The sequence below is a fragment of the Paraburkholderia domus genome (assembly GCF_905220705.1).
Lineage (GTDB): Bacteria > Pseudomonadota > Gammaproteobacteria > Burkholderiales > Burkholderiaceae > Paraburkholderia > Paraburkholderia domus.
Genome location: NZ_CAJNAT010000001.1, coordinates 1,096,358 through 1,118,433, shown reverse-complemented (window position 1 = coordinate 1,118,433; position 22,076 = coordinate 1,096,358). Strand labels below are relative to the sequence as shown.

General features: G+C 62.2%; 20 protein-coding genes. 15 read left to right on the top strand and 5 right to left on the bottom strand.

Features of this window, described 5'->3' with window-relative positions; all coding sequences use genetic code 11:
- The first annotated feature begins 353 nt into the window (after positions 1–353).
- The 5 genes from KHO31_RS04980 (at position 354) to KHO31_RS04960 (ending at position 5,467) form a co-directional block, all read left to right on the top strand.
- Positions 354–1,553: a branched-chain amino acid ABC transporter substrate-binding protein gene (locus KHO31_RS04980; RefSeq protein WP_201070780.1), complete on the top strand. Its 1,200-nt coding sequence runs from the start codon at positions 354–356 to the stop codon at positions 1,551–1,553.
- A 230-nt stretch (positions 1,554–1,783) separates the two neighbouring features.
- Positions 1,784–2,734: a branched-chain amino acid ABC transporter permease gene (locus tag KHO31_RS04975; RefSeq protein WP_074282431.1), complete on the top strand. Its 951-nt coding sequence runs from the start codon at positions 1,784–1,786 to the stop codon at positions 2,732–2,734.
- A gap of 26 nt (positions 2,735–2,760) precedes the next feature.
- Positions 2,761–3,930: an ABC transporter permease subunit gene (locus tag KHO31_RS04970; protein ID WP_120289935.1), complete on the top strand. Its 1,170-nt coding sequence runs from the start codon at positions 2,761–2,763 to the stop codon at positions 3,928–3,930.
- A gap of 20 nt (positions 3,931–3,950) precedes the next feature.
- The gene (locus tag KHO31_RS04965; protein WP_120289937.1) at positions 3,951–4,751 is read left to right on the top strand and encodes an ABC transporter ATP-binding protein; all 801 of its coding nucleotides are present in this window, start codon (positions 3,951–3,953) and stop codon (positions 4,749–4,751) included.
- The gene (locus tag KHO31_RS04960) at positions 4,751–5,467 is read left to right on the top strand and encodes an ABC transporter ATP-binding protein (protein WP_201070779.1); all 717 of its coding nucleotides are present in this window, start codon (positions 4,751–4,753) and stop codon (positions 5,465–5,467) included. Before KHO31_RS04965 ends, KHO31_RS04960 begins: the two co-directional genes overlap by 1 nt.
- An 89-nt stretch (positions 5,468–5,556) precedes the next feature.
- Here KHO31_RS04960 and KHO31_RS04955 read toward each other — a convergent pair whose 3' ends face one another.
- The 3 genes from KHO31_RS04955 to KHO31_RS04945 form a co-directional block, all read right to left on the bottom strand.
- Positions 5,557–6,024, bottom strand: a complete 468-nt coding sequence (locus KHO31_RS04955) for a GNAT family acetyltransferase (protein WP_201070778.1) — start codon at positions 6,022–6,024, stop codon at positions 5,557–5,559.
- 18 nt (positions 6,025–6,042) lie between these two features.
- On the bottom strand, positions 6,043–7,227 hold the full coding sequence (locus KHO31_RS04950) for an acetylornithine transaminase (RefSeq protein WP_201070776.1): 1,185 nt from the start codon (positions 7,225–7,227) through the stop codon (positions 6,043–6,045).
- A gap of 388 nt (positions 7,228–7,615) precedes the next feature.
- On the bottom strand, positions 7,616–8,647 hold the full coding sequence (locus tag KHO31_RS04945; RefSeq protein WP_201107699.1) for a CDP-6-deoxy-delta-3,4-glucoseen reductase: 1,032 nt from the start codon (positions 8,645–8,647) through the stop codon (positions 7,616–7,618).
- Positions 8,648–8,741: 94 nt separating this feature from the next.
- Here KHO31_RS04945 and KHO31_RS04940 point away from each other — a divergent pair, with 94 nt between their 5' ends.
- Entirely contained in the window at positions 8,742–9,794 is a 1,053-nt protein-coding gene (locus tag KHO31_RS04940; RefSeq protein WP_201070768.1) for a Rossmann-fold NAD(P)-binding domain-containing protein, read from the top strand.
- Between the two features lie 123 nt (positions 9,795–9,917).
- Here the strand turns inward: KHO31_RS04940 and KHO31_RS04935 are convergent, their stop codons facing one another.
- Both KHO31_RS04935 and KHO31_RS04930 read right to left on the bottom strand, forming a co-directional pair.
- Positions 9,918–10,106, bottom strand: a complete 189-nt coding sequence (locus KHO31_RS04935) for a hypothetical protein (RefSeq protein ID WP_201070765.1) — start codon at positions 10,104–10,106, stop codon at positions 9,918–9,920.
- A gap of 168 nt (positions 10,107–10,274) precedes the next feature.
- Positions 10,275–10,985, bottom strand: a complete 711-nt coding sequence (locus tag KHO31_RS04930) for a pseudouridine synthase (protein ID WP_211622823.1) — start codon at positions 10,983–10,985, stop codon at positions 10,275–10,277.
- Between the two features lie 93 nt (positions 10,986–11,078).
- On the opposite strand from KHO31_RS04930, the gene KHO31_RS04925 reads away from it, so the two are divergent.
- The 9 genes from KHO31_RS04925 (at position 11,079) to KHO31_RS04885 (ending at position 22,061) form a co-directional block, all read left to right on the top strand.
- A complete protein-coding gene (locus KHO31_RS04925) occupies positions 11,079–12,335 on the top strand; it encodes an MFS transporter (protein WP_201070758.1) in 1,257 nt (418 codons plus the stop codon).
- Positions 12,336–12,517: 182 nt separating this feature from the next.
- Positions 12,518–13,483 carry a MurR/RpiR family transcriptional regulator gene (locus tag KHO31_RS04920; RefSeq protein WP_201070755.1) on the top strand — a complete coding sequence of 322 codons (966 nt, stop codon included), beginning with the start codon at positions 12,518–12,520 and terminating at the stop codon, positions 13,481–13,483.
- Positions 13,480–14,472 carry an isoaspartyl peptidase/L-asparaginase family protein gene (locus tag KHO31_RS04915; RefSeq protein ID WP_201084726.1) on the top strand — a complete coding sequence of 331 codons (993 nt, stop codon included), beginning with the start codon at positions 13,480–13,482 and terminating at the stop codon, positions 14,470–14,472. Before KHO31_RS04920 ends, KHO31_RS04915 begins: the two co-directional genes overlap by 4 nt.
- Before the next feature lie 87 nt (positions 14,473–14,559).
- A complete protein-coding gene (locus KHO31_RS04910; protein WP_211622821.1) occupies positions 14,560–16,482 on the top strand; it encodes a dipeptide ABC transporter ATP-binding protein in 1,923 nt (640 codons plus the stop codon).
- Between the two features lie 117 nt (positions 16,483–16,599).
- Positions 16,600–18,162 carry a glutathione ABC transporter substrate-binding protein GsiB gene (gene gsiB, locus KHO31_RS04905; protein ID WP_211622819.1) on the top strand — a complete coding sequence of 521 codons (1,563 nt, stop codon included), beginning with the start codon at positions 16,600–16,602 and terminating at the stop codon, positions 18,160–18,162.
- A gap of 108 nt (positions 18,163–18,270) precedes the next feature.
- Complete coding sequence (gene gsiC / locus KHO31_RS04900) at positions 18,271–19,191, top strand: glutathione ABC transporter permease GsiC (RefSeq protein ID WP_201107696.1); 921 nt, start codon at positions 18,271–18,273, stop codon at positions 19,189–19,191.
- A gap of 7 nt (positions 19,192–19,198) precedes the next feature.
- Positions 19,199–20,104: a glutathione ABC transporter permease GsiD gene (gene gsiD, locus KHO31_RS04895; RefSeq protein WP_201107695.1), complete on the top strand. Its 906-nt coding sequence runs from the start codon at positions 19,199–19,201 to the stop codon at positions 20,102–20,104.
- Positions 20,101–21,228: a DmpA family aminopeptidase gene (locus KHO31_RS04890; RefSeq protein ID WP_211622817.1), complete on the top strand. Its 1,128-nt coding sequence runs from the start codon at positions 20,101–20,103 to the stop codon at positions 21,226–21,228. The genes gsiD and KHO31_RS04890 overlap by 4 nt, the downstream gene beginning before the upstream one ends.
- The gene (locus KHO31_RS04885) at positions 21,228–22,061 is read left to right on the top strand and encodes a M55 family metallopeptidase (RefSeq protein WP_201107693.1); all 834 of its coding nucleotides are present in this window, start codon (positions 21,228–21,230) and stop codon (positions 22,059–22,061) included. The genes KHO31_RS04890 and KHO31_RS04885 overlap by 1 nt, the downstream gene beginning before the upstream one ends.
- Positions 22,062–22,076 lie beyond the last annotated feature (15 nt).

The following is a 22,076-nucleotide window of genomic DNA, read 5'->3' as shown; positions in this document are numbered from 1 at the left end:
AAATCATCTCAAACGCGTTATGCCGATTTTTGACGCACTAAAATAGTGCGCGCGCTCCGATATCAATGGAAACGTAATACTTAACGCGAACCACGGCGCAATCGGGGGTCGGGCCATATCACCGCAACACTTGATGCCATTGGGCGCGACGGTGGTGCAACTGATGCACGGAAAATAGTCGCAACCCGGTTGCGCCCATTGCCGTATTTGTCTCTCAAAATAAGGTTGCAATGCAGGAAAACCCCACCGTTTCAACAATATTGCGCGTCGCATAATTGGAGTTACAATGCGCGCGTTCTCAAGGCCTCCGGGTCCCGAACAACGGATTTTGCAAGGCGCGGGAGACCTACTTAATGCGAGTCAAATTTGCTTACGCCGTGTCCATCGTGACCGCGGTTGCGATGTTGACCGCGTGCGGCAAGAAGCAGGATGGCGAGGCGGGAGCAGGGGCATCGGCTGCCTCGGCGGCAGCGGCACCGGCAAGCGAGGCGATTGTCGTGAAAATCGGTCATGCGGCCCCATTGACGGGCAGCATTGCACATCTCGGTAAAGACAATGAGAACGGCGCGCGTCTGGCGGTCGAGGAAATCAATACACAGGGATTGACCATCGACGGTCACAAGATCCAGTTGGAGCTCGACGCGCAAGATGACGCGGCGGACCCGAAAACGGGTACGGCGGTCGCTGAAAAACTCGTCGAGGATCATGTTGTCGCCGTGGTCGGACACCTGAATTCGGGCGTCTCGATTCCAGCGTCAAAGATCTATAGCGATGCCGGGATCGTGCAGATCTCGCCGTCGTCAACGAATCCGGGGTACACGCAGCAAGGTTTCAAAACGACTTATCGGGTGGTTGCGACCGATGCCCAGCAGGGTCCGGCGCTTGCCAACTACGCGACGAAAGTGCTCGGCGCGAAACGCATCGCGATTGTCGACGACTCGACCGTATACGGTAAGGGACTGGCCGACGAGTTTGCGAAGACGGTACAGGCGAGCGGGGCGAAGATCGTCGCGCGCGAAGCCACGAATGACAGGGCTACGGAGTTTCAGGCCGTCCTTAGAAAGATCAAGCGTGTTCAGCCGGACGTGATCATGTTCGGCGGAATGGACGCGACGGGCGGGCCGTTTACCAAACAGGCGGCGGCGCTCGGTATCAGGGCAAAAATCCTTGGCGGCGACGGCGTGTGTACCGACAAGGTGGGTGAGCTGGCGGGAACCGCCGTGCAAAACCTGGTCTGTTCGGAGGCGGGACTCGCGCTTTCGAAAATGGACAAGGGAGCGGACTTCGAAAAGAAGTACGTCGACCGCTTCCACACGCCGGTGCAGATTTACGCACCGTTCACGTATGACGCTGTGTACGTGATTGTCGATGCAATGAAGCGCGCTAATTCGATCGAGGCGCCCAAGGTGCTGGCTGCGATGCCGTCCACCGATTACAACGGGGTAATCGGCCACATCGCGTTCGACGACAAGGGTGATTTGAAAGAGAGCGCCATTACGCTTTACGACTTCAAGGACGGCAAAAAAGCGGTCCTCGACGTCGTGAAGATGTGATGACGGGACGTTCAGCCTGACGGCACCGAAACCACCCAACGGTGCCGTTTTTGCATCCGCCATCGGCAAGTCCGCGACTGCATCACAGTCGTAAGACGAACCAGGCAGCGGATAACCCTTACCGGTCTTTTACATCAGTACCCGCAGTGCCGTTGAGATTGGCGTACCGCATCACCGCCCACCGGCTGATGAAGAACGCGAATCCAGTCGCACGGGCTAAGGAGCATTAAATGGATATCTTCATCCAGCAGGTCCTCAACGGGCTGGTGCTTGGCAGCGTTTACGCCATCATCGCACTGGGCTATACGATGGTTTACGGCATCCTGGGCATCATCAACTTCGCGCACGGCGATGTGTTGATGGTCGGCGCGATGGTTGCGCTCTCAGCCATAGGCGTGCTTCAGAACCACTTTCCCGGCCTCGGCAATGTGCCGACGCTCATCATCGCGTTGATCATCGCGGCAGTGGTTTGCTCGCTGGTCGGCTACACGATCGAGCGCGTGGCCTACCGGCCGTTACGTAAAGCGCCGCGTCTCGCCCCGCTGATTACCGCGATCGGCGTGTCGATTCTGCTGCAGACCCTCGCGATGATGATCTGGTCGCGCAACCCGCTGCCGTTCCCGCAGCTGTTGCCCACCGACCCGATCAACGTGATCAAGGCCACCGACACGACGCCTGGCGCCGTGATTTCGATGACCGAAATCGTGATCATCGTGGTGGCGTTCCTCGTGATGGGCGGCCTGCTGCTACTGGTTCACAAGACCAAGCTCGGCCGCGCGATGCGTGCGATCGCTGAGAACCCGGGCGTCGCCAGCTTGATGGGCGTGAACCCGAACTTCGTGATTTCGGCGACCTTCATGATCGGCTCGGCGCTTGCTGCTCTGGCCGGTGTGATGATCGCGTCCGAATACGGCAATGCACACTTCTATATGGGCTTCATCCCAGGTTTGAAAGCCTTTACCGCGGCGGTGCTGGGCGGGATCGGCAATCTCGGCGGGGCGATGGTGGGCGGCGTGCTGCTCGGCCTGATCGAACAGTTGGGGGCGGGTTATATCGGTAACCTCACAGGTGGTGTGTTCGGCAGTAACTATCAGGACGTGTTCGCATTCATCGTGCTGATCATCGTGCTGGTGTTCCGTCCGTCGGGTCTGCTCGGCGAACGTGTTGCGGATCGCGCTTGATCCCGGGCCATAAGGAGTAAACAGACATGACCTCAATTCAACCGATCGAGCCGTCCACGACGCTCATCCCTGAAAAGAACCTGACGAAGACGCTGACCGTCGGCATCATCACCGCGATCTTCGTGATCGCGGCACCGATGATCATCGGCGCGGCCGGCGGCAACTACTGGGTCCGCGTGCTCGACTTCGCGATGCTATACGTGATGCTGGCGCTGGGTCTCAATGTGGTGGTCGGCTTCGCCGGCCTGCTGGACTTGGGCTACATCGCGTTCTACGCCATCGGCGCCTACGTCGCGGCGCTGCTGTCTTCGCCGCACCTGACCTCGCAGTTCGAGTGGATCGCGCATCTGTTCCCGAACGGGTTGCACACGCCGATCTGGATCATCGTGCCGATCGCCATGGGGCTCGCCGCGACGTTCGGGATTCTGCTCGGCGCGCCGACCCTGCGTCTGCGTGGCGACTATCTCGCGATCGTGACCCTGGGCTTCGGGGAAATCGTGCGGATCTTCATGAACAACCTCGACCGTCCGGTGAACATCACCAACGGCCCGAAGGGGATCACGGGGATCGACCCGGTGCAGGTGGGCGGCTTCAGTCTGGCGCAGACACACACGTTCCTCGGGTTCTCGTTCCCGTCGGTGTACATGTATTACTACCTGTTCGTGTTGTGCTCGCTGCTGGTGATCTGGACGTGTACGCGCTTGCAGCACTCCCGTATCGGCCGTGCATGGGCCGCGATCCGCGAGGACGAAATCGCCGCCAAGGCCATGGGCATCAACACGCGTAACGTGAAGTTGCTGGCCTTCGCAATGGGCGCGTCGTTCGGCGGTCTGTCGGGCGCGATGTTCGCCGGCTTCCAGGGCTTCGTGTCGCCGGAATCGTTCACCTTCTGGGAATCGGTCGTGGTGCTGGCCTGCGTGGTGCTGGGCGGCATGGGCCACATCCCCGGCGTGATTCTCGGGGCGGTGCTGCTCTCCGTGTTCCCCGAATTCCTGCGCTCGACGATGGGTCCGCTGCAGAACGCGATCTTCGGCCATGAAATCGTCGATACGGAAGTGATCCGTCAGCTGCTGTACGGCCTCGCGATGGTCGTGATCATGCTGTACCGCTCGGAAGGCTTGTGGCCGTCGCCGAAGCACGAAGACAAGATTGCGAAACTGGCGAAGCGCGCCGGCAAGAAGCCGGTGCGCGCCTGAGGCCCGCGTGGAGAAATCATATGAGCGATAACGTAAACAACAGCGTGGGCAGCGATCAGATCCGCCTGTCGGTGAAAGGCGTCAACAAGCGCTTCGGCGGCCTGCAGGCACTGTCCGACGTCGGTCTGCAGATCAAGTCGGGCCAGATTTACGGCCTGATCGGTCCGAACGGCGCCGGCAAGACGACCTTCTTCAATGTGATCACGGGTCTGTACACACCCGATTCGGGCGAGTTCAAGCTCGACAACGTGGAATACACGCCGACCGCTGTCTACCAGGTGGCGAAGGCGGGTATTGCGCGTACGTTCCAGAACATCCGTCTGTTCGGCGGCATGACCGCGCTGGAAAACGTGATGGTCGGCCGTCACGTGCGCACGAAGCATGGCCTGATCGGCGCGGTGTTTCAGACGCCGGCTGAGCGCCGCGAAGAGCGCGAGATCAAGGAACGCGCAATTGAACTGCTGGAATACGTCGGCATTGCCCAGTACGCGGACTACACGTCGCGCAATCTGTCGTACGGTCACCAGCGTCGTCTGGAAATCGCCCGTGCACTGGCAACGGATCCGAAGCTGCTCGCGCTGGACGAACCGGCTGCCGGCATGAACGCAACGGAAAAGGTCGAGCTGACCAAACTGCTCGACAAGATCCGCAGCGACGGCAAGACGATTCTCCTGATCGAACACGACGTGAAACTGGTGATGGGTCTGTGCAACCAGATGACGGTGCTCGACTACGGCAAGGTGATTGCGCAAGGTCTGCCTTCAGACGTGCAGAAGGATCCGAAGGTGATCGAAGCTTATCTGGGTGCGGGGGTCCACTAATGGCAACGGCAATGTTGAAAATCAAGGGCCTGCAGGTCAATTACGGCGGCATCCAGGCAGTCAAGGGCATCGACCTCGAAGTCGCGCAGGGCGAACTGGTCACGCTGATCGGCGCGAACGGCGCGGGCAAGACTACGACGATGAAGGCGATCACGGGGCTGAAGCCGTACTCGGCAGGCGACATCGAGTACATGGGGCAGTCGATCAAGGGCATCCCGGCGCACGAACTGCTTAAGCGCGGTCTGGCGATGGTGCCGGAAGGCCGCGGCATTTTCTCGCGCATGTCGATTGTCGAGAACATGCAGATGGGGGCTTATCTGCGCAACGATACCGACGCCATCAAGTCGGACGTCGATCGCATGTTCGGCTTCTTCCCGCGCCTGAAGGAACGGGCGACTCAATACGCGGGAACGCTTTCGGGCGGCGAACAGCAGATGCTGGCGATGGCGCGCGCGATCATCAGCAAGCCTAAGCTGTTGTTGCTGGATGAACCGTCGATGGGTCTTTCGCCGATCATGGTCGAGAAGATCTTCGAAGTGGTGCGGGCGATTTCCGCTGAAGGCATGACGGTGCTGCTGGTCGAGCAGAACGCGCGTCTGGCGTTGCAGGCGGCGAACCGCGGCTACGTGATGGACTCGGGTCTGGTGACGATGTCCGGCGACGCGAAGCAGATGCTGGATGATCCGAAGGTGCGGGCAGCGTATCTGGGTGAATAACTCGGACTAAGCTTGCTTCAGCCATAAAAAGGCCGCATGCGCTTCAATCGCGCATGCGGCCTTTCTCTTTTCAAGCGCTTGCGTGGCGCCTACGCGGCCGGCGTTTCCGCCAGTTCGCCAAGGCGTTTGCCTAGACTGACCACGGCATCGGCGCGATAACCGAGCCCTTCATAGAACGCGCGCACGTCGGCCTTCGCGGACAGCACCTGCAGATTCAGCTTCGGGCAGCCTCGTTCGGTTAGCGCGGTTTCAACATGCGCAACCAGACGCGTGCCGATGCCGTGACGACGCAACGATTCATCCACCGCGAGCGAATACAGCCAGCCTCGGTGCCCGTCGTAGCCTCCCATCACCGTGCCGACGATACGCTCGCCGAACACCGCGACAAAGAACAGTTCCGGTTGCGTCGCCAGCTTGTTGGCGATCGACAGATGCGGATTGCGCTGCGGCCTCGTCACGTCCCGGTACTCGGGGAACGCTTCCTGCCACAGCGCGACCACGGCATCGGTGTCACTCGCCTCGAAGCGGCGGATCGATAACGTTGCGCTCGTCGTCATACGCGCTTTCCTGGGTGATTACAGCGTGTCGAGAATCGAACGCAGCATCGCCATCATCTGGTCGACTTCTTCGTTCGTGACGTTCAGCGCCGGCATAAAGCGCAGCAGGTTCGGACGCGCGGCGTTCAGCAGCAGGCCGTCGGGTTGCATCACGCGAGCCTTTTCGACGATCTGATTGCCGATGTCCTTGCCGAGCAACAGGGCGCGCAGCAGACCTTCGCCGCGTTCACCTTCGAAACCACGTTCTTCCGACAGTTCGAGCAGTTTGGCGCGCAGATACTCGCCACGCGCGCGCACGCCTTCGAGGAAGCCCGGCGCGGTCAGTTGCGAGATCACCGAGTAGCCGACCGCGGTCATCAACGGATTGCCGTTGTACGTGCCGCCCTGGTCGCCTGGTTCGAACACGGCGATGTCGGCTTTCGAGAGCAGTGCCGCGAGCGGTACACCGCCGCCGATGCCCTTGCCGAGCGTCATGATGTCCGGTTCGATGCCCGACAGTTCGTACGCGAACAAGGTACCGGCACGGCCGCAACCGCTTTGTACTTCGTCGACGATCAGCAGCAGGTTGTGCTGCTTGGTCAGCGCGCGCAGTTGCTGCATGAACTCGCGCGTGGCGGGAATCACACCGCCTTCGCCCTGAATCGGCTCGAGCATCACCGCGACGGTTTTCGCGTTGATGAGCTTTTCAACCGACGCGATATCGTTCAGATCCGCTTTCGGGAAGCCCGGCACCTGCGGAGCGTAGATCGTGTCCCAGCCCGGCTTGCCGCTTGCGGACATGGTGGCGAGCGTGCGGCCGTGGAAGCTGTGATCGAACGTGATGATTTCGAATGCGCCGTCCTTGAACTTCTTGCCCCACTTGCGCGCGAGCTTGATCGCGCCTTCGTTCGCTTCGGCGCCGCTGTTGGCGAAGAACACCTTGTCGAAGCAGCTGTGCTGCGTGAGCAGGCCCGCGAGTTGTGCCATCGGGCCGTTGTAGAACGCCGGGGACGGATTGAGCAGCAGCTGCGCCTGTTTGTTCAGCGCTTCGATCATGCCGTCGTTGCAGTGGCCGAGACTGTTGACCGCCCACCCCTGAATGAAGTCCAGATATCGCTTGCCGTTATTGTCGTAGAGCCAGGAGCCCTTGCCGTGCGTGAAAACGATTTCGGGCCGGTTCGTGATGTACATCAGCGACTCGATCGGGTACTCATTGAAATTCATGACGGCGGGCTCCAGACAGCGGGGTGAAGGGTTAATGAGCGGTTGGCCGGATATGAAACAGGGGCCGGAGAAAAACAAAAAAGCGGACAAAAAAAGCAAACAAAAAAGCCACGGCATGCCGTGGCTTTCATGATTCGAACTGCTTGCGCCTTTGTGCGGCGCGAATCCGTGACGAAGCCAGCGGCGCCCCTAAGGGAGCGGCGAGCGGCGACGTCGGAGTTCGGACTGGATGCGGTTCATGCGCGAAAGAATACGACAAGGAAAGCGCTGGTGTAAACCATGAATTTGCACAAATCCGCACCATGGGCGGATTTGTGCCAGTTTGCCAGCTTGCTGATTTCGATTTGATGAACGGCCCGATCGTCGTCCGATCAAGCCGTTCACCTCGTCAAACGGCGTTCGCCAGATCCGCTTCGCTCGTGAAGGAATCCGCGTAGAACTCGTCTTCCGGCAGACCGTGATGCTGGGTGAAATCGCGCTGGGCCGACTCGACCATCACCGGTGCGCCGCACGCGTACACCTGGTACGGCGACAGATCCGGCAGATCCTCGATCACCGCGCGATGCACGAAGCCGACGCGGCCCGTCCACGCATCGCTCGCGTCCGGTTCCGACAGCACCGGCACGAACTTGAAGTTCGGGATCTCGCGAGCCCATTGTTCGGCCAGATCGAGCAGGTACAGGTCTTTCTTGCGGCGCGCGCCCCAGTACAGCGTCATCGGCCGGTCGAGGTTCTTGAACACCGCATGTTCGACGATCGCTTTCAGCGGCGCGAAGCCGGTGCCCGACGCCAGCAGCACGATCGGCTTGTCCGAATCTTCGCGCAGGAAGAAGGTGCCGAGCGGCGCTTCGAAGCGCAGGATGTCGCGCTCCTTCAGCGTGTTGAACACGTGATCGGTGAACGCGCCGCCCGGCATATGACGGAGGTGCAATTCGACGGGGCCTTCCGCGTGCGGTGCGCTCGCCATCGAGTAGCTGCGGCGCTTGCCGTCCTTCAGAATGAATTCGAGGTACTGGCCGGCCAGATATTGCAGACGTTCGTTGGCGGGCAATTGCAGCTTCAGCACGACGACGTCGTCGGCCTTGCGCTCGATTGCGTTCACGCGGCAGGGCAGTTTCTTGACCTGCACGTCGCCCACGCCGGCCACTTCGCGGATATCCACTTCGAGATCGGAGCATGCCGTCGCACAGCAGAAGAGCGCCATGCCACGCGTTTTTTCGTCGTTCGACAAGGCCGACGACGAATGCTGACGCTGTTCGACCTGACCGCTAACCACCGTGCCTTTGCATGAGCCGCAGGCGCCGTTCTTGCAGCCGTACGGCAGGCCGATGCCCTGGCGCAAAGCCGCGATCAGGACCGGTTCGTCCTGTTCTACCTGAAACTGCCGGCCGCTTTGCCGGAGCGTGACGTTAAATGCCATAGAGTGTTCGAAATCGAAAAGTCGGTAATCGTTATCGGACCCGCTGTACAACTGTGCGGTACCTGCCGCGCTTGACGGCTACAATGCGTCCACCATGAAAGCGACACGAAATTTACGCCGGCCGCGCGTGCTGATTGTTGGCTGCGGTGACGTCGGCATGCGCTGCGTGCCCTTGTTGCGGCCACGCGCGCATATCTTCGCGCTCACCAGCCACGCCGGGCGCAGCGCCGAATTGCGCGCCGCTGGCGTCACGCCGCTGGTCGGCGACCTCGATGCGCGCCGCAGCCTGAAGCGGCTCGCCGGCCTCGCGCAGACGGTGCTGCATCTCGCGCCACCGCAAAAGACCGGCGATGACGACCGCCGTACCCGCGCCTTGCTCGCAACGCTGAGTACGCGCCGCGACCGTGCGCCGCGTGCCGCGCGCAGTGCGGCCGCGCCGGTAGGGCGGCTGCGCCGCGGGTTGCGCAACATGAGTGCCTCGTGGGCGGAATCTGAAGCAGCCAATATTGTACCCGACCGGGTGCGGTGGACCGCCGCGTCGCATGCGCCTGTGCGGCTTGTTTACGCAAGCACGACAGGCGTCTACGGCGATTGCGGCGGCGCGTGGATCGACGAGACGCGTGCGCCGCGGCCGGCCAATGCGCGCGCCAAACGTCGCGTGTCGGCCGAACAGCAATTGCGGCGCGCCACCGCGCGAGGCGTGGTCGCCGCGAGCATTGCGCGGATTCCAGGTATCTACGCGGGCAACCGTCTGCCGCTCGCGCGGCTGGAAAAGCGCACCCCGGCCTTGGTCGACGCCGACGACGTCTACACCAACCATATCCACGCCGATGACCTCGCCGCGATCCTCGTGCGCCTCGCCACGCACGGACGGCCGGCGCGCGCGATCCACGCGTCCGACGACACGTCGCTGAAAATGGGAGAGTACTTCGATGAGGTGGCCGATGCGTTCGGCCTCGAGCGCGCGCCTCGCATCACGCGCGCGGAGGCGGAGCAGCAGATCGAGCCGACCTTGTTGTCCTTCATGCGTGAGTCGAGGCGGCTTGTGAACAAGCGCCTCAAAGAGGAGCTGCGCGTGCGCTTGCGGTATCCGAGCGTTGAAGATTATCTGCGTGACGCGGGTAGAGCGACGAAAACACGCCCCTAGGCGGCGCGTTTCAAGGTATTCGGCTGAGGGCAACTAGTCGCCGCGCCGGGCAATGTCCGGCGAAATTGCGCGTGTGTCACGCCGCGCCGATCGAGGACGTCGACGTCGCGCGGCCTCACTGGCTTACGTCAGTGCCGGCAACGCCTCCAGCAACAGGAAGCACAGCAGTGCGCCGATCAGTGCGCCGATCAGGTTCGGATGATACTTGTGCCGTAGCCGCATCATGACCAGCAGTCCGCCGATCAGAACCAGCCCGAGGCACGTGAAAGCGATCATCACATACGAGATCGCGATGGTGTCGTAGATGACCATGGCGCCCCTCCTTGAACTCTTTGTAGTCTTTGTTTAAACGAGTATAGGGCGAGCTGTAAGGAAGAGCATGTTGCGATGCAGCGTGTAATCAGGTGTCCCGCAGGGCCTGTGTGCGGGCGCGCACACGATTCTCCTGATGCATCAAGGCTTTAAAAGGGCCCTACCGGTTTACCCGCTCCGTAAAGATCCGAGGTCGGTTTCGTCGAGCCATTGCCACGCCCCTTCTGCGAGCGTCGCGGGCAACGCGAGTCCGCCGATCCGCTCGCGATGTAGCGCTTCGCAACGGTTGCCGGCCGCCGCGATCATCCGCTTGACCTGGTGATACTTGCCCTCCATCACGGTAAGAGCAAGCGCGTGTTCGCCGCGGGCCTGGGCGTCGACGGCGGCGATCGGCTTGGGCTCGCCGTGCAGCAAGACGCCGTCGCGCAAGGCACGCAATTGGGCGTCGTCGATCGGGTGGCGCGTGGTCGCGATGTACAACTTCGGCACTTTGCGCTTCGGCGACGTGAACATGTGAACGAACTTGCCGTCGTCGGAGAGCAGCAGGAGGCCGGTGGTGTCCTGATCGAGACGGCCCACGCATTGCACGCCGCGCTCGGCGAACTGCGGTGGCAGCAGGCTGAACACGCTCAGATGATGCTGCGGATCGCGCGAACATTCGTAGCCGGCGGGCTTGTTCAGAAGCAGATAGGCGTGCTCGCGATACGGCCAGACGGCACCGTCCACGCTGAAGCGGAACGTGCTGTCATCGGTTGGAAAATCGGCGTCGGCATCGGCGCAGACGGCGCCGCCGATGCTCACGCGGCCGTCGCTGATCAGTGCCCGGCATTGGCGGCGCGAGCCGAAACCTTGAGTGAAGAGGATGCTTTCGAGATTCATGGCGAGCGAAGAATAACACCGCAAGAAGCGGAGCGCCGCGTGGCGCCATTGCGAACACGATGAGCTTTCCCATTCCGTTGCAGGAGTTCATCGATGCCCGCCGCTTCTTCGTCGTCTTCATCCGCGATCCGTCTGCCGGCCGCATTCCAGCGGCTCGCATGGTCGAATCTGGTCGCGCAATCCGCCGAGCAGATCAGCCTCGCCGCCGCGCCGCTCGTCGCCGTCTTCGCGCTCGGCGCTGGAGCGCGCGAGACCGGTTTGCTGCAAACCGCGCAGACACTGCCGTTCCTGTTGTTGTCGATTCCGCTCGGCGTATGGGCTGACCGCCGCTCGCGCCGCACGTTGATGGCGCTCGCCGAAAGCGTGCGCGTGGTCGCGATGCTGTGCGTGCTGCTGCTTGTGATGACGCACTCGCTGAGCTTGCCGCTGCTTGCCGCGCTCGGTTTCATTGCCGCAACCGGCACGGTTGCCTACAACGTCGCGGCGCCTTCGCTGGTGCCCTCGATCGTGCCGCGCGAGGCCTACGCCAGCGCGAACGGCCGTCTCGAACTGGCGCGCAGCGTCGCGTATTCAGCGGGGCCTGCACTCGGCGGACTGCTGGTCGGCTGGATCGGCGCGGGATGGGCGTATGGCTGTGCGTCTGGACTATCGGCGCTGGCCGTCGCGTTGCTCGCGGGGCTGCGCGAACCGCCGCGAGCGGCCGCTCCCCAGCGTCACTTCCTGCTGGAACTGCGCGACGGTACGCGCTTCGTGCTGCGCGACGCGCTGCTGCGTCCAATGCTCGCCACCGCAATCTTCTTCAACCTCGGTTTCTTCGTACTGCAAGCGGTGTATGTGCCGTACGCCGTGCATCGTTTGGGCTTGAGCGCGTCGATGGTCGGCGTGACGCTCGGCGCGTACGGTGTCGGTATGGTGTGCGGCGCGCTCGCCGCACCGGCCATCGCGCGACGCCTCGCGTTCGGCCGCGTGTTGATCATTGGACCGTCGTGCGGTTTGCTCGCCTCGCTCGTGATGGTGGCGACCATCGTCACGCCGTCGTTCTGGCTCGCGATGCTGAGCTTTTTCCTGCTCGGCGCAGGACCGATTCTGTGGGTGGTCGGCTCGACCACGCTGCGCCAGGCGATCACACCTGAACGGATGATGGGCCGCGTCTCGGCGCTCAACAGCACCGCGACCTTTGGCGCGCGGCCGCTGGGCGCATTGCTCGGTGCGGCGATCAGCGCGCGCTGGGGGATGGATGCATGTCTGGTCGCGGCTGCCATGGCTTTCCTTGTGCAGGCGCTGATTATCGTCATGTCGCCGGCGGCGCGACTTGCGGACATTCCCGAGGGCGCAGCAGTCGCGCAATGAAAACCCGTTTTCATCGGACCGCCGCATTGCATCTCGATGTGCCTGCTGGCGTCCGTGAAAACCCTTGAAAATGAAAATGAATTTTTTTCTGATGCGTTTCTATGTAAATATACTTTCATTCATTTTCATTACGCCCGGAAGGAAGTCCTCTTGGAGGGCAACCACCACGCCGGCTCGCTCGCATGATTCATCACTCGTCCGTTGCATCGAACCCCGCCGAGCAGGCCATCGCCGCGCGTATCGCGACAGCGATGCCGACCCTTACGCCGATCCATCGGCGCATGGGCGAATACGTGCTGGCGAATCTGTTCCGTGCGGCGACCATGCGCATCGACGAATTGGCGAGTGTGGTCGGTGCGTCGGTGGCGACAGCGAATCGCTTCGCTCGCGCGCTCGGCTTCGACGGTTATCCGCAGTTTCGGGAATCGCTCGTACGCGGTTTCGAAGCGACGCTCGCGCCGGTAGAGCGGCTGCGTAGCGCGCAGGAATCGCTCGCCTCCGGCGACGATCTGATCGACGCGTCGCTCGAACAGGCTGCATCCAATCTGCAATCCACCCGCTCAGCGATCGACAGCGCCGCCGCCGAGGCCGCTGTAGAAGCGATCATCTCCGCGCGTCGCGTCTTCGTGCTCGGCGCCGGTTCGAGCGCGTTCCTTGCTGGCCTGATGGAGCACGGCCTGATGCCGTATCACGACAACGTGCAGTCGCTCGCGTTCGTCGGCGGACCGTCGCATGCCGCGCGGCGTCTGTTCGCTTCGAACGAAGGCGATCTGGTGATCGGGATCGCGTTTCCACGTTACGTCGAAGACACAATCGAACTCGCGAGGCGTGCGGCAAGTCGCGGGGCACGCGTGCTTGCGCTGACTGACGGCCCGCGCTCGCCGCTCGCGCAATTCGCCGATCTCTCGCTCTATATCCGCTCCGAGCGACGGCTCGCGGCCAACGCCGATTCGGCCGTGCTGGCCGTCATCGAAGCGCTGTGCGACGCGGTCGCCTATCGGGCGAAACGCTCGGTGAAGGCCGCCGCCGAGGTCTCCGAATTCGTGCTGCCCTGGCTCACCGATCCGCAAACGACGGGTGCCGGCACAAGCGAGCAGCCTGTGCGCGCTTCAACCCGTACCACCCGTACCACGAAAGCCAAAAAATGAACTCCAACGCAGTCATTGCCATTCACGGCGGGGCAGGCACGATCCTGCGCGCATCGATGTCGGCGAGCGCCGAAGCCGACTACCACGCTGCCTTGCACGCCGTGTTGAGCGCGGGACAACGCGTCCTCGCCGACGGCGGCAGCGCGCTCGACGCCGTCAGCGAAGCCGTGCGTCTGCTCGAAGACTGCCCGCTCTTCAACGCGGGCCGTGGCGCGGTCTACACGGCGGCCGGCACGCATGAACTCGACGCGGCCATCATGGACGGCAGCACGCTCGAGGCCGGCGCGATCTGCTGTGTGACGCGCTTACGCAATCCGATTCTGGCGGCGCGCCGCGTACTCGAGCGCAGCGAGCATGTGCTGTTTACCGGCGCAGGCGCAGAAGCCTTCGCGGCCGCGCAAGGACTCGAATTCGTCGAGCCTGAGTATTTCCATACTGAAGCGCGTCATCGCCAGTGGCAGCTTGCACGCGGTCAGGATCGCGTGGTGCTCGATCACGACGGCGCGACGCTGGCCTCCGCGTCATCTTCGAGCGACGACGATCCCACGCCGCACGAGCCGATCGATCCGAATCGCAAGTTCGGCACCGTGGGTGCGGTCGCGCTCGATCAGCATGGGCACGTGGCGGCCGCGACCTCGACGGGTGGCGTCACGAACAAGCAGGTGGGCCGGGTCGGCGATACGCCGCTGATCGGCGCGGGCTGCTATGCGGACGACGCAACCTGCGCGGTCTCGACCACCGGCTCCGGCGAGATGTTCATGCGCATGGTCGCGGCGTACGACGTCGCGGCGCAGATGGCGTACCGCAACGTTTCACTCGAAGAGGCGGCGCACGACGTGGTGATGAACCGTCTGCCGAAGATCGACGGACGCGGCGGTCTGATCGCCGTCGATGCACGCGGCAACGTCACGCTGCCGTTCAATACCGAGGGTATGTATCGCGGTTTCGCGCGGATCGGTGAGACGCCGGTGACGGCGATCTATCGCTAATGCTGTCGCGCTGCGCCTTCGTCTGAACTGTTGCTAGAACTTTCGCTTGAACCACTGTTAGCCGCGTCCGAATCCAAAGGAACCATCGTGCCGACTTCATTGCACACCGCTCGCCCGCTTATCGAAACCTTGCCGCCGCAACGCGTGCTTGCGGTCGACGATCTGTCGGTCGCATTTCGCAACGGCGACAAGACCTTCAACGCGGTGCGCAATCTCTCGCTGACGGTCGAGCGAGGCGAAACGCTGGCGATCGTCGGCGAATCGGGTTCGGGAAAATCGGTGACATCGCTTGCATTGATGCGGCTGATCGAGCATGGCGGTGGGCGCCTTGCCGGCGGCAGCATCGCCTTCCGGCGCCGCGACGGCAGCGTGCTCGACCTCGCGAAAGCGTCGTCCGGCGCGATGCGTTCGATTCGCGGCGCCGACATCGCGATGATCTTCCAGGAACCGATGACCTCGCTCAATCCGGTATTCACGGTCGGCGATCAGATCAGCGAAGCAATTGCCTTGCATCAAGGGAAGAGCCGTTCTGCCGCGCACGCCGAAACGCTGCGTCTGCTCGAACTCGTGCGCATTCCCGAAGCGCGCCGGGTGGCCGCCCGTTTTCCGCATCAGCTATCCGGCGGCATGCGCCAACGCGTGATGATCGCGATGGCGCTGTCGTGCAAGCCCGCACTGTTGATCGCCGACGAACCTACTACCGCGCTCGACGTGACGATCCAGGCGCAGATCCTGCAATTGATTCGCGGCCTGCAGGACGAGATGAACATGGGCGTGATCTTCATCACGCACGACATGGGTGTGGTCGCCGAGGTGGCCGATCGCGTATTGGTGATGTATCGCGGCGAGAAAGTGGAAGAGGGGGCGTCGGATGTGCTGTTCGCCGCGCCATCGCATCCTTATACGAAGGCGTTGCTTGCCGCGGTTCCGCGCCTTGGCGCGATGCAGGGCACCGATCTGCCTGCCAAGTTTCCGATTCTGACCGTCGAGCAGGCGGCGCTCACCGGCACCGACGAGCCCGTTCGTCCCGCGGCCGCTGTAGCGAAAGAAACACAACCGCTGATTCACGACAGCACGCCGCCGATTTTGCGGGTGCGTGACCTGGTCACGCGCTTTCCAGTCAAGAGCGGTGTGTTCGGACGCTTGACGGGCCGCGTGCACGCGGTCGAGAAAGTCAGCTTCGATCTGCGCCCGGGTGAAACACTGGCACTGGTCGGCGAATCGGGTTGCGGTAAATCGACGACAGGCCGTTCGCTGCTGCGTCTGGTCGAAAGCCAGAGCGGCTCGATCGAATTCGACGGCAAGGAAATCAGCTCGCTCACAGGCCCTGCGTTGCAAGCGCTGCGCCGCGATATCCAGTTTATTTTCCAGGACCCGTTCGCATCGCTGAACCCGCGTTTGACGGTCGGCTTCTCGATCATGGAGCCGCTGCTCGTGCATGGCGTTGCTCAAGGCGCGGAGGCGCAAGCACGCGTTGCGTGGCTGCTCGAAAAGGTCGGCTTGCCGCCCGAAGCCGCACGGCGCTATCCGCACGAATTTTCGGGCGGACAGCGGCAACGCATTGCGATTGCGCGTGCTCTGGCATTGAATCCGAAAGTCGTGATCGCCGACGAATCCGTCTCCGCACTGGACGTTTCCGTGCAGGCGCAGATCGTTAACCTGATGCTCGACCTGCAACGCGAGCTCGGTGTCGCGTATCTGTTCATTTCGCACGACATGGCGGTGGTGGAGCGTGTCAGTCATCGCGTGGCGGTGATGTATCTCGGCCAGATCGTCGAGATCGGTCCGCGCCGCGCGGTATTCGAAGCGCCGCAGCACCCGTACACGAAGAAGCTGATGGGCGCGGTGCCGGTCGCCGATCCGGCACGCCGTCACGCGAAACGCATGCTCGCCGCCGATGAGATTCCGAGCCCGATCCGCGGACTGAACGACCAACCGATCGTGGCGCCACTGGTCGCGGTTGGACCGGATCATTTCGTGGCTCAGCATCGGGTCGGCGGCGCTTACTAGAACTAGACGCGAACATAGACCCGAGCGCAGACCTGAACGAAGCGCCAAACCTGAAGCAAAGCCATTTTCTCTCGCAGCACATAACCCTGTTTCACTTCGCAGTCTGGAGCCAACCTCATGAACCTGCTGGTCCCGTCTTCTCCGTTTCGTTTGCGCGCGCTGGTCAGCGGCGGCGCGGTGGTGTTCGCGATGCTCGCGGGCAATGTGGCGCACGCTGATACGACGGCGGTGATGGCCGTTGCGTCGACCTTCACTACGCTCGATCCGTACGACGCGAACGACACGCTGTCGCAAGCCGTTGCCAAGTCGTTCTATCAAGGCCTGTTCGGTTTCGACAAGGACATGAAACTGGTCAACGTGCTGGCCGATAGCTACGAAGCGAGTCCGGATGCCAAGGTCTACACATTCAAGCTGCGCCACGGCGTGAAGTTCCAGGACGGCACTGACTTCAACGCCGCTGCAGTCAAAGCGAACTTCGACCGCGTGACCGATCCGGCGAACAAGCTCAAGCGCTACAACATGTTCAACCGCATCGAGAAGACCGAAGTGGTCGATCCGTACACGGTGAAGATCACCCTGAAGGCGCCGTTCTCGGCGTTCGTCAACGTGCTGGCGCATCCGTCGGCGGTCATGATTTCGCCCGACGCGCTGAAGAAGTACGGCAAGGACATCGCGTTCCATCCGGTCGGCACAGGCCCGTTCGAACTGGTGAAGTGGGACCCGGCAGGCGACCTGACGGTGAAGAAATTCGCCGGCTACTGGAAGAAGGGTTATCCGAAGGTCGATGCAATCGACTGGAAGCCGGTGGTCGACAACAACACGCGCGCTGCGTTGATGCGCACTGGCGAAGCGGACTTCGCGTTCCAGGTGCCGTTCGAACAGGCCGCGCAATTGCAGTCGAGCCCGAAGGTCGATTTGATCGCGTCGCCGTCGATCATCCAGCGCTATATCAGCCTGAACGTCAACCAGAAGCCGTTCGACAACCCGAAGGTGCGTGAAGCGCTGAACTACGCGGTCAACAAGGACGCGCTGACAAAGGTTGCATTCGCCGGTTATGCGACGCCGGCTGATGGCGTGGTGCCGCAAGGTGTCGATTACGCAGTGAAGCTCGGCCCGTGGCCGTACGATCCGGCGAAGGCGCGTGAGCTGCTGAAGGAAGCGGGTTATCCGAACGGTTTCGAAACGACATTGTGGTCCGCGTATAACTACTCGACCGCGCAGAAGGTGATTCAGTTCGTGCAGCAGCAGTTGGCGCAAGTCGGCATCAAGGCGCAGGTCGAAGCACTCGAAGCGGGTCAACGTGTCGCGAAGGTGGAAAGCGCGCAGGACCCGGCGACCGCACCCGTGCGGATGTACTACGCGGGCTGGTCGTCGTCGACGGGTGAAGCGGACTGGGCGATTACGCCGCTGCTCGGATCGGTCTCGTTCCCGCCGAAGATGGTCAACACCGCGTACTACAAGAACGACACCGTTGACAGCGATCTGAAGCAGGCGCTCGAAACCACCGACCGAGCAAAGAAGGCGGAGCTTTACACCGACGCGCAAAAACGCATCTGGGCCGACGCGCCGTGGATCTTCCTCGTTAAGGAAAAGGTTGTGTATGCGCGCAGCAAGCGTTTGTCGGGCGCGTATGTTGCGCCGGACGGCTCGTTCAATTTCGACGAGATTGCGATCAAGTGATGAGCTGACCGTCCGGCGCGGCGTGTTCTTCACGAATGCACGAGCCGGACGGTCGCGTACTGCTCTGAGAGATCTCTCGTTACCCGCATCATTGCCGGATTGGGTTTCATGCTGAACTTCCTCGTCAAACGTATCTTTGGCCTGCTGCCGACGCTCTTCATCGTCGCCGTGCTGGTGTTCCTGTTCGTGCATCTGTTGCCCGGCGATCCGGCGCGCCTCGCGGCCGGTCCCGAAGCGGACGAAGCGACCGTTGCGCTGGTGCGAGCCGATCTCGGTCTCGACAAGCCGATGCCGCAGCAATTCGCCAACTTCTTCGTGAAGATCGCGCATGGCGACTTCGGCACGTCCACGCGCAGCAAGCGGCCGGTCAGTCAGGAAATTGGCGAGCGCTTCATGCCGACGCTGCTGCTTACGCTCGCGAGCATGGTGTGGGCGGTGGTGCTCGGCATGGGTATCGGCATCGTCTCAGCCGTGTGGCGCAATCGCTGGCCGGACCGGCTCGGCATGACGCTCGCGGTGTCGGGTATTTCGTTTCCCGCGTTCGCGCTCGGCATGCTGCTGATGGAGATTTTTTCGGTGAAGCTCGGCTGGTTGCCGATTGTCGGCGACGGTTCCTGGAAGAGCTACGTACTGCCGTCGCTCACGCTCGGCGCGGCGGTGGCGGCGGTGATGGCGCGCTTCACCCGTGCCTCGTTCGTCGAAGTGATGAATGAAGATTTCGTGCGCACCGCGCGCGCCAAGGGTGTGCCCGAACGGCTCGTGATCGTCAAACACTGCCTGCGCAACGCAATGATTCCCGTCATCACGATGATGGGGCTGCAATTCGGCTTTCTGCTGGGCGGCTCGATCGTGGTCGAAGTGGTATTCAACTGGCCGGGTCTCGGACGCCTGCTGGTGGATGCCGTGGCGATGCGCGACTATCCCGTGATTCAGGCCGAAGTGCTGTTGTTCTCGCTTGAGTTCATCATTATCAACCTGGTTGTGGACGTGCTGTACGCCGTCATCAACCCGACCATCCGTTTCAAGTGAGGCCCGCATGAGCATCTCAGTCACCGAGGCGAATGCGGCCAAGGCCGCCCTCGTAGAAAGCGCGATCCGCACGCCGTGGAGTGAATTCTGGCGCAAATTCCGTAAGCAGCATGTGGCGCTCGGCGCCGGTATTTTCGTGCTGCTGCTGGTCGCGGTCGCGATTCTAGCGCCGCATATCGTGCCGTACGACCCCGAGAATTTCTTCGACTATGACGCGCTGAACGCGGGGCCCTCGGCCGCGCATTGGTTCGGCGTCGATTCGCTGGGCCGCGATATTTTCAGCCGCATTCTGGCGGGTTCGCGTATTTCGCTTGAGGCCGGTTTCCTGTCGGTGGCGATCGGCGCGGTGATCGGCACATTCTTCGGCTTGCTGGCCGGTTATTACGAAGGCTGGTGGGACCGCATCACCATGCGTGTCGCCGATGTGCTGTTCGCGTTTCCCGGCATTCTGCTGGCGATCGGTGTGGTTGCGATTCTCGGCAATGGCATGATCAATGTGATCTGTGCGGTGGCGATTTTCAGCATCCCGGCGTTTGCGCGGCTCGTGCGCGGCAATACGCTGATGCTCAAGCAACTCACGTATATCGAAGCGGCGCGCAGCATCGGTGCATCGGACTGGACCATCATCGTGAGGCATATTCTGCCGGGGACGATTTCATCGATTGTGGTGTACTTCACGATGCGAATCGGTACTTCGATCATCACGGCGGCAAGCTTGTCGTTTCTCGGACTCGGTGCGCAACCGCCGATGCCGGAGTGGGGCGCGATGCTCAACGAAGCGCGCGCCGATATGGTTACCGCGCCACATATCGCGCTGTTTCCGAGTCTGGCGATTTTCCTCACCGTGCTGGCGTTCAATCTGCTCGGCGACGGTTTGCGCGATGCGCTCGATCCGAAGCTCGACCGGCCATGAGGTTGACCGAAACTGCCGGTGAGAAGGCGCCGCATATCGGGGTGTTGCCAAGTGGCCCGCGAGGGACGCTTGCCGACATCGAAGGCGTGACCGTAGGGCATTGCACGCTGGATGAAGGCGCAGTGCAAACCGGCGTGAGCGTGATCCGTCCGCATCCTGGCGATCCTTTTATCGCGAAGGTGCCCGCGGCTGCTTCTGTGATCAACGGATTTGGCAAAAGCATCGGGCTCGTGCAAGTCGAAGAACTCGGCGTGCTGGAAACGCCGATTGCGTTGACCAATACGTTCGGTGTTGCTGCGGTCGCTCAAGCGCAGATTCGCGCTGCAATTCGCGCCAATCCGCAAATCGGACGCGAGTGGTCGACTGTCAATCCGCTGGTGTTCGAATGTAATGACGGATACCTGAACGACATTCAGGCTTTAGCGGTAAGCGAACAGCACTATAACGATGCATGCGACGCGGCAAGCGTTGACGTCGCGAGCGGTTCGGTTGGCGCTGGCCGTGGCATGTCCTGCTTCGATCTGAAGGGCGGAATCGGCAACGCATCGCGCGTCATTGACGTAGCAGGGCGGAGCTATACGGTCGGCGCACTGGTGCTCGCGAACTTCGGCCGCCTGCCGATGCTGACGATCGACGGCGCGCCGCTCGGCCGCGTGCTGGCCGGACGCGCAGCCAAATCTGTCGCAGCTGGCTCGGCGGCCGTGGCAACATCAGCGAATTCGGCGATCCAGGCGACAGCCTCGAAACCCGAGCAAGGTTCGATCATCATGATCGTCGCCACTGATGCGCCACTCGACGCTCGCCAACTCAAGCGGCTGTCGCTGCGCGCCGCGGCCGGTCTCGCACGAACCGGCTCGGTGTACGGGCACGGCAGCGGCGACATCGCGTTGGCGTTTTCGACGGCCTACACCGTGCCACACGAATCCGACTTTGTCGCGCTGCCGCCCGTGCTCGCCGATGCGCGCCTCGATCCGCTCTTCCGTGCCTGCGCGGACAGCGTCGAGCAAGCGATCGTCGATGCGCTGTGGCGTGCCACGTCGGTGACGGGCCGTGACAACCATCGTCGCCTATCGCTGCACGACACAGCGCCCGACCTCGCTCAACTTCTCAAGCAATCTTCCTGATGAAAGTCCTGATTTCCGCCGACATCGAAGGCGTAGCCGGCGTGTTCCATCCCGAGCAAACGCGTGCGGGCAACGGCGAATACGAAGCCGCGCGGCGCTGGATGACACTCGAGGCCAACGCCGCGATTGAAGGCGCGTTCGCAGGTGGTGCGACGCATGTCTGGGTCAACGATTCGCACGGCGGGTTCCGCAATCTGCTACCCGATCTGCTCGATGCGCGTGCCCAGGTCGTGCTCGGCAAACCGCGCACACTCGGCATGATGGCCGGCCTCGAATACGGCGCGGCGCTGGTGTTCATGATCGGCTATCACGCCAGGTCGCAAACGCTCGGCATTCTCTCGCACACGATCAACAGCTTCGCGTTCGCGCGCGTCTTGATGAACGGTGTCGAAGTCGGCGAGGCAGGATTGTATGGAGCCCTGGCGGAAGAATATGGCGCACGTGTAGCGCTTTTATCCGGCGACGATGTGTTCGCTGAGGAGACCGCGCCACGTTTTCCCGGCGCGCGTTTTGTCGTCACCAAGAGCGCGACGGGGCATGCAAGCGGCGTCACGCAAACGCCGGCAAGCGCTCGCGATGCAATCGAAACTGCCGCACGCGAAGTGGTGCGGCATTCAATCGACAAGGGTCATGCGCCGCACGCCACGCGTGCTATCGCGAAGCCCGTCGAGTGCGAGTTGCGTGTGCAAACTACCGCGCTTGCCGATCTGTTCTGCCAATGGCCGACGCTCACGCGTGTGGATGCCGTTACGTTGCGCTTTAGCGCGGAGTCGGCGGAACACGCGGTGCGCATGTTGAATTGTCTATCGGCGATGTCGTTCATGTTGCGCTGAGGGGCGCTGGAGCCG